Source organism: Maribacter confluentis, from assembly GCF_030505015.1.
Classification (GTDB): Bacteria; Bacteroidota; Bacteroidia; order Flavobacteriales; family Flavobacteriaceae; genus Maribacter; species Maribacter sedimenticola.
Map to the genome: position 1 here is coordinate 2,380,205 of NZ_JAUKUC010000001.1, position 14,049 is coordinate 2,394,253.

Sequence of the window (14,049 nt, forward strand, 5' to 3'; positions counted from 1 at the left end):
TTAAAGAGGTAGGAATTTTCCTTTAAATTTTAAAATGTAGAGGCTTGTTTAAGTTCAAGGTCAGTAATTTTTCTTTCTTGAAATATGGTTTCGTTTTCTTGAAGTATATCACTTTTATAAAAAGTAATCTTTTTGGAAATTATAGTTGGTAGTAAAATTACATCTACAGATTCATATCCGCTAAGTACCATTTCTGTTTTTCTGGTATATCCATTTTTAGGCTGTCCTCTTTTATATTCCGTAATTTCTTCTTCTTCTTCTATAGCATGTAGCAAACCGCTATAAGTACTATAATAATATCTTTTAGTCAATACAATCCGTTTTCCTTTTTTATTGAGATTGCCATGTTCCATGGTTATTTCAGGAAGCTCTATGGTAAAACATTCCTCATCATCTACATCTTTTCTTCTTCTATAATCAGTAATTTCAGGATTGGATATCCACAAAAAATCATCAAAAAAATAAAATATACTAGGTCTTATTTTTCGTTTAAAATCATAGGGGTCTTGATTTACTGTTGTTCCTATTTTTGGAGCTCCTTGATTCCATTTTTCTTTGTCTAAATACTTAAAGGAAAGAGAATCGTTATTCACAATTAGATATTCTTCCGGATCACTAAAATTTCTAGAAATGACTCTAGTTTTGTTTGAACTAAGCTCATATTCATAAGCATATTCTTTTGCTTTTTGCCCAACCTTAACACCAATTTTTTCAGATATTACTTCTTTAAATTGTATTTGTTTTACCAGCCCCATATTTTTAAGACCTCCCATTTTTTTAAAATAGCGGGTAAATATTAGTTCAGGGTTTATATCCCGGTCTGAAGTGTTTTCATTCAAAACAACGTTTTTGGTAGGATTATTAACATTCATCCAGCCGGTTTTTACAGCTTCAAGGCGTTTGACTTTTCCAGGATGTGTTCTACTGTCTTCAATTAGTGTATAATTATCGAACATGCTTTGAGCCTCTTCCAAAGTGCTTCCCATCATAGCCATAGTTTTACCGGCAAAACGATCAGCGTCAATTTCCCATCTGGGGTTACTGCCTTTCTTGTTTAATGCATGATATAGTAAAAAATGGCCAACTTCATGTGCCAAAACGCCAATAGAGGCCCAATCTGTTTTGGATGAGTTATCCATGCCATTTAACCATTTTGGATCGTAAAGAATATACGGTTGTGAATTGCCGTTTTCATCTTGCTCTATTGTTGCAATTGCATTGTTTATCTCAGCACATTTTCTCAGCTTAAACACTTTCTTTAATTGCATTTGTGCCATCATTTGGTCGACAATTAGTTCAGCTTCTGGGTCGGCCATCTCACTTTGATAGCCAAAACAGAGTTCATCTATATCTTCGATTACTATATCTTGTTGAAAACCTTGTGCGTTACTTTGGGCATGTAACAACAGTATTAACAAAATTGGAACTAAATATTTCATTTCTATCCTTTAGGTATACAAAATAAGAAATTATGCGAATTATTTCATTTTTAGAGACTTAGACTTTATTTTTCCTCTTGTGGTAAACAGGTATTTTTAAACCTAAATAAACATTTGCCATATTAGATTTTTTTGAAAGATTGGTAAATACTGTACCTGATCCTAAATATAATGGTCCCACCCTAATGCCGGCACCAATTGCAGTCTTTCCCAAGTTGCTAGTGGAAATTGGTAAATATGCACCAAAAATGCGTGACTCATATCTTGGTGTAAGCGTTATTAGATTTAATCCGTTGTTGTTGAAAAATGCAACTTTATTGACTAAACTTTGGTTGTAGTTTAAATTTAGATAAAACTTTTTATAAATGTTATAGTCAATATTTAAATTCATGGAAGTGGGTAGGGATAATTTAATAGGTTCCCTTAGAACATTTTGGGAGGCATTATTATCCAAAACTTCAATAAAATCTTCCTCAAGTTCTTGGGCATTTACATTGGCGTCTATCGTGTAGTTTGTAATTTGAGCATTGGTATAAGTTATGCTTCCAATATCAATTATAGAAAGCCCAATTTTAATTTTGTACTGATTAAATCCCCTTGGATTGTTTGCATTTGAATCTGCCAAGGTTGTAGCATTTCTATATTCATAAATAAATCCAATATCGGTACCAAAACCGTAGGATAGTTCTTTAAAATAATCAACCGCCTCTTGTTCATCATCAAAACTAACGGCGTATGAAAAATTTCCGTTCAGGGCAACCTGTTCGTTTTGGGTATCGTAAGCACCTGTCAAAGAACTGGAATTTCCTTGAACGGCCCCTCCGCCAACAAGGTATTTTAATGTAATGCCCCCTTTAAAAAGATTGTTAGTGTTGTTGAACAAAACTCTTCCATAAGTACCCCCAATCTCTGCCCAAGCGTGTGTAGTAAAGTCTAGATTCTCTTGTTGAAAATTGAAATTGCTATTTGGAAAACCATCGTAAATACCTTCGAACAATTCTCCGTTGATATTATTGAAATTACTGGCTAAACGCAAACGTGTGTATATTGCTAGGCTATTTTTTTCGTTTAATGAAAACATAAACGATGGTCCTAGTACCTCTGCATTGACTATAATTTCATTGTCGTTCAATGGATATCTTTCCAAGCCGGCAAAACCATCGTCCCCAAAAATACCGGAAAGGTTTTCCAAGCTTAAATATGTATAATCCGTGGCTAACAAACTATTTGCAGAAAATAGGTTTACCTCTGTTTTTATTCGTGAATCTGCAATAGTTCCCGGATTAAGGAATATTCCATGAATTCCACTGTAATTGTCGGTTTGATAACCAAGGGCATCCTGGGCATGTAATTGTTGACCTAAAAACAATAGTAGTGTAAAAACAAGGTATTTCATGATATATAATTTTATATACCATTCAAAACTAAAAGACCATATCCATAAAGTAAATACCCTTTGATGGGTATTTATTGAGTAGAGGGAATAGCCCTAATATATATGGAGGTTAAGAAATGTAGTAAACAATAAAATTAAAAAAACCATATGCTTACACTAATAAAACATAGGTGTAAACGTATGGTTTTAAAATTTTCCTATACTTATTTATAAGCTTGTAATCAATTCATTGGCCGCGCATGTAGTAACTCCATTCCTGTAGACGACCTTGGCTTAAAACCAGTCCAATCCTTTTCGTTAGAATTTTTCTGTAGCTCTAAATATTTGGAATTATTCTCGTTCTTAAGATGTTGTCCCAGAAAAGCGGTCACAAAATGTTGGTTGACATTGTTTAATTTTCGTTGGTCCCATGATGGTTCTGCATACCTGTAATACTCATCTATATGCAGACCTGGCGCCAAAGCTTCTGCCGGTGGTGGATTAGGGGCTACATTATGTCTTGCATTCATATAGGTCAACAAATAACGGTCGGCATTTACTGCACCCTGGTATATGGCTTTAATTCCCTTTTCATAACCAGAGATATCATCTTGGCTGCCGGCAATAAAGAAAGTAGGGGTTTTTAATCCTTTTAATCCTTCGGCATCCCAAACACCACGTTCCATTCCCCATGGTGCAAATGCTACGATTGCCTTAATTCTGGCATCGGTCATTTTTTCGTAAGCAGCATTTCCGGCTGTATGTACTGAGATTGCAGTGCTGCCGCCGGTCATTCCTGTAAAGAATTGTGCAAGACCAGCGCTATAACCGGCCCCGCCGACATTTAATACGCCGTAGCCTCCCATGGAGTACCCTATAATTGCGGTATTTTTAGCGTCTACTACACCTTCTAAATTATTTTTAGAGCCTTTTGCACCCATTTTTTCCATTTCATTGATTACAAAACGAATATCCTTTGGTCTATTCAATAATGTGCTTTGAAATGCATTGGCGTCTTTGAAAGTAGAATCGGTATGATCTATGGCGGCAACGATATACCCTTTAGATGCAAGGTTTTCGGTTAAATAGGTCATTAAGTATCTAGAGCCAACATAACCGTGAGAAACAACAACCAAAGGAAACTTATTCCCGGTCTTTGGTGCGGCATCTCTGTATGCCCGTCCCTTAAAGGTAAATGGAGTTAAAGGTCTTAACGAATCTCCCCTAGTCCCCATGACTTCATTATATACAACGGTTATAGCATCGTCGCCTACATTGGCAGGATACCAAACCTCTATAGTAATTGGCCGATCATATAAAGGATCTTTGCCTTCCTTGGTATTTAAAATATCTACCTGGCCTTTGTTTACAAGATTTATGGTCTGAACACCTACTTTATATTTTCCCCTTGCGCTAAGTTCTGGTGCATCTGGTAATTGGTCTCCGTAAAGAAAATCATTGGTTTGGGCATTAACCGTATTTATTGTCAATCCGTTGAATAGTATGGCAATTAACGATGCCGAAAATAATAGTGCTCTAAATTTCATAATTGTTAGTTTGTTGCTTTAAATATAAGAATACTTTAATTGTTCGCGTATTACATCGTTAATGTTACAGAACTGATTTTTTTACTTTCTGGGAATACTTAATTATTTAAATAGGAATTGTTAGCTTTCTTTTTGAAGATTGAATTTGTAAATGCCTAGTAAATTTTCATTTTGATAATAATCCTGTTCTAGAGATGCTAATAAAATCTTAAAATCAACATTTGCGATTCAATTTGTTTAATTTTAGGTGAGACTAACTTCAAACTATTAAAATGAAAAAGCACCTGACCAATGCTGGCATACTTATGTTGGCATGTTTACTATTACCGTTATCTGTTCTATCTCAAAGAAGAAACAAATCGCAAAGTTCCGTACCCACCTATCCAGAAGAATTATATTCTAGTTTGGATTATAGATTGATCGGACCTTTTCGTGGAGGTCGTTCCGCTGCGGTTACCGGTGTGCCTGGTAAACCTAATTTATTTTACTTTGGCGCTACGGGAGGTGGTGTATGGAAAACATTGGATGGTGGCCGTACCTGGGAGAATATTTCAGATGGTTATTTTGGCGGAAGCATCGGTGCCGTAGAAGTAGCAAAAAGTGACCCTAATGTCATTTATGTTGGCGGTGGTGAAAAAACCTTAAGGGGTAACGTGTCATCTGGGTATGGTGTATGGAAAACCGAAGATGGTGGTAAAACATGGGCTACCGCCGGTCTAAAACAAAGTAGGCATGTACCAAGATTACGTGTGCATCCTACAGATTATAATACAGTTTATGCTGCTGTACTTGGTGATATCTATAAACCAACAAAAGACCGTGGTATATATAAAAGTACCGATGGTGGCAAAAATTGGAAACAGGTGCTTTTTGTAAACGAACAGGCCGGTGCGGTAGATTTAACGTTTGATCCCAACAACCCTAGAATATTGTATGCCTCAACCTGGCACGCACAACGTACACCTTACAGTTTAATTAGTGGTGGTGATGGGTCTGCACTTTGGAAAAGTACCGATAGTGGTGAAACTTGGACCGAAATATCCAAGAACGATGGTTTTCCAAAAGATACTTTAGGTATTATTGGGGTAGCCGTCTCTCCTAAAAATTCTGAAAAGGTTTGGGCAATTGTAGAAAATAAGGAAAAAGGGGGCTTATATCGTTCTGATAATGGCGGTAAAACGTGGTCAATGGTCAATTCGGAAAGAAAGCTAAGACAACGTGCATGGTATTACACTAGAGTGTACGCCGATACTCAAGATGAAGATGTGGTTTATGTGCTGAACGTAAACTACCATAAATCCAGTGATGGGGGCAAGTCATTTAAAACATTTAACGCCCCACATGGTGACCATCATGATTTGTGGATTTCTCCTGAAAACGCCCAACGTATGATTATTGGTGATGACGGTGGTGCACAAATTTCCTATGATGGTGGCGAAACATGGAGTACGTATTACAACCAGCCTACAGCTCAATTTTATAGGGTAACTACGGATAATTCTTTTCCTTATAGAATATATGTGGCACAACAGGATAACTCTACATTGCGCATTGATCATAGAAGTGATGGTAGTGCAATTGATGAGGGCAATTGGGAAGAAACGGCAGGGGGAGAATCGGCACATATTGCTGTAGACCCACTTAACAACGATATTGTATACGGCGGTAGTTATGATGGGTTTTTAACACGGATCAATCATAAAACCGGAACGGTAAGGGGTATCAATGTGTGGCCGGACAATCCAATGGGAGCCGGAGCCGAAGCAATGAAATACCGTTTTCAATGGAATTTTCCAATTATGTTCAGTAAACATAATCCTAAGAAACTATATACCTTTTCTAACTACGTACATGTAACGGAAAATGAAGGTCAAAGCTGGCAGGTTTTAAGCGGTGATCTTACGAGAAACGACCCTACAAAACTAGGTTCTAGTGGCGGCCCTATAACACAGGATAATACCAGTGTGGAATATTACTGTACCATTTTTGCTGCCAATGAGAGTCCGTTGAAAGAAGGTCTACTTTGGGTAGGTAGTGATGATGGGTTAATACATGTTTCTAAAGATGCCGGTGCTACTTGGGAAAATGTTACTCCGCCGAATATGCCAGAATGGAATATGATCAATAGTATTGAACCTTCTAATTTTGATGAGGGTACGTGCTATGTTGCGGCTACGAGATATAAGCTGGGCGATTTTCAACCTTACCTCTATAAAACAACGGATTATGGTAAGACATGGACGAAAATAACGAACGGTATACCCGCTGAACACTTTACCAGAGTTGTTCGTGAAGACCCAAAAAAGAAAGGTTTGTTATATGCGGGTACAGAAACCGGTATGTATATTTCATTCAACGATGGGGCTAGTTGGTCTTCTTTTCAAATGAATTTGCCAATTGTTCCAATAACGGATTTAACAATTAAAGATGATAATCTAATAGTGGCTACACAAGGTAGAAGTCTATGGATTATTGATGATCTTACCGTTTTACATCAGTTAGATGAATCTAAGAAGAGTGCGAGTACCGTTTTGTTCAAACCAAAGGATTCTTACCGTACCAAGGGTAGGGCTTCTAAAAAACCTTCCAAAACATCGGGACAGAATTTGGAGAACGGTGTGATTACCCATTTTTTACTTAAGGATTATTCAGAAAAGGACACGGTTCATTTGACCTATACCAGTATGGCAGGTGATACCTTGGCGTTATATAAAAATCATTTGAAGAAAGATGGGTCGCTGAGCGGAGTCGAAGCGAAAAAACTTGAAGTTAAGAAAGGCGGTAACACTTTCGTTTGGGATACGCGAGGTAAAGGAGCTACTAAATTGGAAGGTATGATTTTCTGGTGGGCTAGTTTTGACGGGGCAAAAGCAGTGCCAGGTGATTATGAAGTGCATTTGAACGTAAATGGCAGCAATAGTAGCGAAACGTTTACCATTTTGCCAGACCCAAGAGCGGAGAGTTCTGTGGCAGAAATGCAACAGCAATTCGATTTTATTACCGATATCAACACTACCATCGAAAATGCGCATCAATCTATAAAGAAGATTAGAGATGTCACCAAGCAACTGAATTCATTTACGGAGCAGTATAAAGATGACGCCAGAACCAAGGATTTGATTGAAAAGGCAAAAGTGATGAAAGAAAAACTTGGTGAGGTAGAGAAGGCGCTGTATCAGACTAAAAATAGAAGTAGACAAGATCCTTTGAACTTCCCTATTAAGTTGACCAATAAATTGGGTCATTTAAACAGCTTGGTTTCTATAGGGGACTTTCCACCAACCGAACAAGACATCGCCGTAAAGAATGAACTGACAGCCAAAATCAATAAAGAACTTCAGATTTTTAATGAAGTAATATCATCAGAACTCAAAGAATTCAACAAAGAGTTTAATGAATTGAACTTGAACTATTTGTTTATTGAAGACGGAAAGTAAAAATCCATCAACATAAACCTCTCTATTTTTTAGGGAGGTTTTTATTTTTCAGATAAAACCTAACAGCCACACATGAAAAAACAATTACTCTACTTTGTAACGGTACTGGCAACCACCATAACTTTTGCACAAACTGCCAATGATTATTTTGAACCTTTAAAATTTAGAAATATTGGGCCGTTCAGGGGTGGGCGGTCGGTAACCGCTACGGGCGTTATTGGTGACCCCATGACGTACTATATGGGTACGACAGGTGGCGGAGTTTGGAAAACCGAATCTGCAGGGCAACGGTGGGTAAATATTTCTGACGGATATTTTGAAATGGGTTCCGTTGGTGCGGTTTCGGTATCGGCATCTAACCCTAATATTGTGTATGTTGGTATGGGTGAACATGCGCCACGTGGGGTAATGACATCTTACGGAGACGGTGTATTTAAATCTACGGATGCCGGAAAAACATGGAAGAAAATGGGACTTGAAAAAACCCAGCATATTTCGCGAATAATCATCCACCCGACAAATCCAGATATTGTTTATGTTGCCGCACAAGGAGCTCTTTTTGAAGGTAATGCCGAACGTGGCATCTATAAATCTACAGATGGAGGCAAAACGTGGAAAAATACGTTGTTCGTAAACAACTTAACCGGTGCTTCTGAACTGTCTATAGATGGCAATTATCCGGAAATTATGTACGCAGCCATGTGGGAACATCAACGTATGCCCAATATGGTGGTAAGTGGCGGACCCGGTAGTGGACTTTATAAATCTACCGATGCAGGTGAAACATGGCAAAAAATACACAAAGGATTACCTGAGGAAAAAGGAAAAATGGCTATTGCCGTTAGTCCGTCTAATTCCGATAAGGTATATGCATTAATTGAAAGTGATTCCAATGCGGACAAAGGTGGTCTGTTCGTTTCAAATGATGCTGGGGAATCTTGGAGTATGGTTAGTGGCGATAATCGTTTGGTACAACGGGCATGGTATTACATAGAGGTTTTTGTAGACCCTAATGATGAAGATACCGTTTATGTGTTGAGTGCTCCTGCTTTACGATCAGAAGATGGTGGTAAAACCTGGGAGGATCTAGATGTTGCACATGGCGATACGCACGATTTATGGATCAACCCTAATAACTCTAAAAATATGATCTTGGCAGATGACGGTGGCGCATCCGTTTCTTTTGATTATGCTAAAACGTGGTCTACACAAAGCAATATGCCAACAGCGCAGTTTTATAGAATTAGTGTAGACAATCTATTTCCATATAATATTTATGGTGGTCAACAGGATAATACATCTGTAAAAATTGCAAGTTTATCTACAGGTAGTGGTAGTATTACAACAAGGGATTGGACCGATTCTGCCGGTGGTGAAAGTGCTTTTTTGGCATTTGACCCAGATAACCCAAGGTATGTTATGGGCGGTCAATATTTAGGTACTGTTGAGGTAATGGATATGGTGTCAAAATCGGCTACCCAAATTATGCAAGCGCCTATTCAGTATTTAGGTCGCGAGGCTAGGGATATGAAATACTTGTTCAATTGGAACGCTCCAATTATAGCTTCGGTACATGAACCTGGTACTTTTTATCATGGTGCCCAATATGTTTTTAAAACCACGGATATGGGTAAAACCTGGGATATTATTTCACCGGACCTTACACGTGATATCGATGCAAAACAAGGAAACGGTGGTGGTCCGTACACCAATGAAGCTGTTGGTGCGGAAAATTACGGTACGTTGGCATATATCTTGGAATCTCCACACGAAAAAGGATATATCTGGACCGGAAGTGATGACGGATTGGTGCATTTGACAAAAAACGGTGGCGAAACTTGGGAGAACGTTACCCCTAAAGGGTTAAAGGAATGTTTGATCAATGCCATTGAAGTTTCTCCACATGATCCTGCTACGGCTTATATTGCTACCACAAGGTATAAGTTTAATGACTACACACCTGGCTTTTATAAAACAACCGATTATGGCAAAACATGGACGGCAATTAACTCAGGGATTCCGTATGGTGCATTTACCCGCGTAGTTCGTGAAGATGAGTTTAAGAAAGACCTGTTATATGCAGGTACCGAAAAAGGAATGTATGCATCATGGAACGGAGGTAAATCTTGGGAGCCTTTTCAATTAAATTTGCCAAAAACCCCTATTACCGATTTAAAAGTTCATAAAGGTGACTTAGTAGTGGCTACTTCTGGACGCTCGTTTTGGATTTTGGATGATGTCGTTGCCTTAGGTCAATATCAGCCTTCTAAAAAAGGACTTCAGATGCTGAAGCCAAAAGAAGCCTATAACGGTTCTTGGGGCAGTCCATTAAATGGTGATTCTTCAAAATTTACGGGCAGTGATCCTTTTGAAGGTGTCAACCCTGCAAATGGTGTGGTATTGTATTATGAACTTCCAAAATTAAAAGATAGTACGGCTATAACTTTAGAAATTACAGATGTTAAAGGAAAAGTAATCAGAACTATAAGTTCCGAAAAAGATCCTTCTTACAAACCTCATAATGGTGGTGGTGCTCCGCCGGCACCGGTTTTAAGTAAAAATGAAGGTTTAAACCGTTTTGTTTGGGATATGAAACATCCTATTATGCCAGGAATACCAGATGTCTATATTGAAGCTGGTTTTACAGGTCATAAAGTTTCTTCTGGTAACTACACTTTTACGTTAAAGGTTGATGATCAAAAAGTGACTACTACGGGTATTATAAAAGAATTGCCTACCTATGAAACAAAACTTGGACAATACGAAGAGTTCGATGTATTTATGACCGCTGCCGAAGCAGAATTGACCGCAATGCACAATATGGTCAATCAATTATATGCAGCTCAAAAAGAGTTGACAACGATTTTAAAAAAAGTAACGGATCCAACGGTGAAATCTGTAGGTGAAAAACTATTGGCCGATATGAAGGCCTGGGATGCTGAAATGGTGCAACGTAAATCCCAAGCTTATGATGATGTAGAGAACTTTCCTAATAAGTTTACGGCTGAATACCTGTTCATGATCAACCAGACCAATAGCAGTATCCCAAGATTGAATAAGTCCAGTATAGACAGAAAGACTGAATTAGACGCGCAATGGACAGGTCTAAAAGCTAGGGGAACTCAATTAAAGAATACATTAATACCTGCTTATAATAAAACCCTGTGGGATGCAGGAATTGGGGCAATAAGATTATAATATGAGTTTTATGCGCTTTTGCTAACTTTGAACTTCATTATAATAAGAAATGAGAATTGAGCTTGAACTTGTTTTTTGCTCTTGAACTTGCTTCTTGAACTTGAGTTTGTTTTTATAATCCTATGTCAGAATATTACAATTATATAAAGTCCTTGCATCTCATCTTTGTAATTACATGGTTTGCAGGACTTTTTTATATACCTAGGTTATTCATTTATCATATTGAGGCGAATGCTAAACCATCACCCGAAAAGGAAATTCTTTCCAAACAGTTAAAGTTGATGACCAAACGCTTGTGGTATATTATTACATGGCCATCAGCGGTATTGGCAGTGTTCTTTGCTGTTTGGTTACTTGTCATTTATCCAGGATGGTTATCACAGCCTTGGATGCATGTTAAACTAGGTTTCGTGGTAGTATTGATTTTGTACCATTTAAAGAACCATCAAATTTTTAATAGATTTCAGCGTGATGATATTAGATATACTTCTAACTACATGCGTATGTGGAACGAAGGGGCAACTTTAATACTCTTTGCCATTGTTTTCTTGGTCATTCTTAAACATTCCTTCAATTGGATTTTTGGAGTTATAGGAATTATTGTATTGGGCGTGTTGTTAATGCTGGGGATTAAGCTATACAAGAGAATTAGAAACAAGAACTCCGGGGTTTAAGTTTTTTAACATTCTCTTTTTTCTATTTTGAAGTTTTGCACCTTTTAAGTTAAAAAATGTATACTGACTCTAATTTTTTTTGGTGCGATATTTGCTAACTTTAGACGAAATGGCAAAATCTTGTTAACGAAGGTATCTTTACGGTCACGTATTTTCTTATCCATGATATTTTTGGTGCTCATTGCATCGGTTTTGATTGCTGGTGTAACGGTATATCAATACCGGGAGCAATCCAAGGATTATCATGAAAACAGAATGGAACGTAAGGAAGAACAGATTAGGCAGAGTATTGATCTAGCCATTCAGAAAACTACCTATCCCGTTACTACAGAAAATTTGGGCCTCATATTTAAAAATGAAATTTATGAGATTGCAGTTGTGCAGAACATGAACTTCAATATCTATAGCCTAGATGGGGAGCTTATAAAAAGTTCACGTCCAAAGTTTGCAAATGATTCTATCTCCATGTGCCTGGATGCCGAGGTTCTGAATCAATTGGAAATTAGTCCTAATAAACGTTATGTACGTGAAAATGCTTTGGCAGGGGATAAATATAAAGCATCGTTCACCTATATCGCAGACCAAAAGTTTAAACCCATTGGTATTCTAAATCTTCCCTATTTTGAGGACAACTCATTTAACGATTATGAGCTAAAGGAATTCTTAATGCGCTTGTCCGGAGTGTACCTGCTCATGCTTCTTATGGCTATTTTATTCGCCTTTTTCATTTCAAAATATATTACCCGGTCGTTGGAGACCATTTCCGATATGATGGAACGGACGGACCTTAGTAAGCAGAACAAAAAAATATTTATTGAAAATCCCGGAGAGGAAATTGAAAAATTAATTGGCGCATATAATGGCATGATAGACGAATTAGGGCATAGTGCGGTTAAATTGGCAAAAAGTGAGCGTGAACAAGCATGGCGTGAGATGGCCAAACAAGTAGCGCATGAAATTAAAAATCCCTTGACGCCCATGCGCCTAAGCGTACAAAGTTTTGAACGTAAATTTGACCCCAATGATCCCAACATACATGAAAAAGTAAAGGAATATTCCAATACACTTATCCAACAGATAGATACCATGAGCAGTATTGCCTCTGCATTTTCAAATTTTGCGGAAATGCCGGCACAGCAGAATGAAACCTTAAACGTGGTCAAGATCGTAAAGCTGGCCCTGGACATCTTTAATGAGGATTATATCCATTTCATTGCAGATGAGGAAGAAATAATCGCCAAGTTAGACCGTACACAATTAATACGAGTGGTCACAAATTTGGTGAAGAATGCCATACAGGCCGTTCCTGATGTAAAATCCCCAAGAGTATTGGTAAGTGTTGCTTCTGAAGGGAACATGGTGAAAATATCCGTTGCGGATAATGGCCACGGAATTGAAAAAGACCATGAGGAGAAAATTTTTGAACCAAAGTTTACCACCAAAACAAGTGGAATGGGACTTGGCCTGGGAATGGTCAAAAATATTGTGGAAACTTATAAGGGAACTATTAATTTTACCTCCCAACCCGGTAAGGGTACCGTATTTTGCGTAAAATTTCCAAAAGAAAACGTTTAATCAGACAATACTTAAATCATGTCATACAATAATATTTTAGTTCAAAAGCAATTACCAACAGCTTTAGTAACCATCAATCGGCCCAATAAATTAAATGCCTTGAACAAGGACACTATTGGTGAACTGCACAATGCATTTAAGGACTTGCAGAAAGACAAGGATGTAAAAGCCATTGTACTAACGGGTAGTGGGGAAAAAGCCTTTGTAGCAGGTGCCGATATTTCTGAATTTTCGGATTTCAGTGAGAAAGAAGGCAAGAAACTGGCTGCCAAAGGACAAAAGCAACTGTTCAATTTTATAGAAAATAGTTCTACCCCGGTTATAGCCGCAATCAATGGTTTTGCATTGGGCGGCGGACTGGAATTGGCCATGGCGTGCCATTTTAGGGTTGCAAGTAACAATGCCAAAATGGGTCTGCCAGAGGTTTCATTAGGGGTTATACCGGGGTACGGCGGCACCCAACGTCTGCCACAACTGGTAGGTAAGGGCCGCGCAATGGAAATGATTATGACTGCAGGTATGATTTCGGCAGACCAAGCATTGGCTTATGGTCTGGTCAACCATGTAACTTCACCAGAAGAATTATTGCCCCTCTGCCATAAAATTATAGGAAAGATTACCAATAACTCGCCTGTAGCCATTGCTTATGCAATAAAAGCGATAAATGCTGGTTTTAAGAATACTGTAAATGGTTATGAGCAGGAAATTGAAGCTTTTGGCGCTTGCTTTGGAACAGATGATTTTACCGAAGGTACATCAGCATTTTTGGAAAAAAGAAAAGCGGAATTTCCAGGTTCATAACAT

General features: G+C 38.0%; 8 protein-coding genes. 5 read left to right on the forward strand and 3 right to left on the reverse strand.

Translation table 11 applies throughout. From position 1 onward, the window contains the following. Positions 1 to 29 precede the first annotated feature (29 nt). The 3 genes from Q2T41_RS10420 to Q2T41_RS10430 all read right to left on the reverse strand — a co-directional run bounded on the left by Q2T41_RS10420 (position 30) and on the right by Q2T41_RS10430 (position 4,361). Entirely contained in the window at positions 30 to 1,439 is a 1,410-nt protein-coding gene (locus Q2T41_RS10420) for a M48 family metalloprotease (protein WP_304436032.1), read from the reverse strand. Positions 1,440 to 1,497: 58 nt separating this feature from the next. Beyond that, positions 1,498 to 2,835: a DUF5723 family protein gene (locus tag Q2T41_RS10425; protein WP_304436033.1), complete on the reverse strand. Its 1,338-nt coding sequence runs from the start codon at positions 2,833 to 2,835 to the stop codon at positions 1,498 to 1,500. 221 nt (positions 2,836 to 3,056) lie between these two features. Next, a complete protein-coding gene (locus Q2T41_RS10430) occupies positions 3,057 to 4,361 on the reverse strand; it encodes an alpha/beta hydrolase family protein (protein ID WP_304436034.1) in 1,305 nt (434 codons plus the stop codon). 272 nt (positions 4,362 to 4,633) lie between these two features. Between Q2T41_RS10430 and Q2T41_RS10435 the strand changes: the two genes are divergently transcribed. The 5 genes from Q2T41_RS10435 to Q2T41_RS10455 all read left to right on the forward strand — a co-directional run bounded on the left by Q2T41_RS10435 (position 4,634) and on the right by Q2T41_RS10455 (position 14,046). Beyond that, positions 4,634 to 7,798 (forward strand): VPS10 domain-containing protein, encoded by a 3,165-nt coding sequence (locus Q2T41_RS10435; protein WP_304436035.1) that lies wholly within the window; start codon positions 4,634 to 4,636, stop codon positions 7,796 to 7,798. Between the two features lie 72 nt (positions 7,799 to 7,870). After that, a complete protein-coding gene (locus Q2T41_RS10440; RefSeq protein ID WP_304436036.1) occupies positions 7,871 to 10,996 on the forward strand; it encodes a glycosyl hydrolase in 3,126 nt (1,041 codons plus the stop codon). 122 nt (positions 10,997 to 11,118) lie between these two features. Beyond that, positions 11,119 to 11,670 (forward strand): CopD family protein, encoded by a 552-nt coding sequence (locus Q2T41_RS10445; RefSeq protein ID WP_304436037.1) that lies wholly within the window; start codon positions 11,119 to 11,121, stop codon positions 11,668 to 11,670. 162 nt (positions 11,671 to 11,832) lie between these two features. Further along, entirely contained in the window at positions 11,833 to 13,245 is a 1,413-nt protein-coding gene (locus tag Q2T41_RS10450; protein WP_089258611.1) for a sensor histidine kinase, read from the forward strand. An 18-nt stretch (positions 13,246 to 13,263) separates the two neighbouring features. Continuing rightward, a complete protein-coding gene (locus Q2T41_RS10455; RefSeq protein WP_304436038.1) occupies positions 13,264 to 14,046 on the forward strand; it encodes an enoyl-CoA hydratase/isomerase family protein in 783 nt (260 codons plus the stop codon). Positions 14,047 to 14,049: the final 3 nt, after the last annotated feature.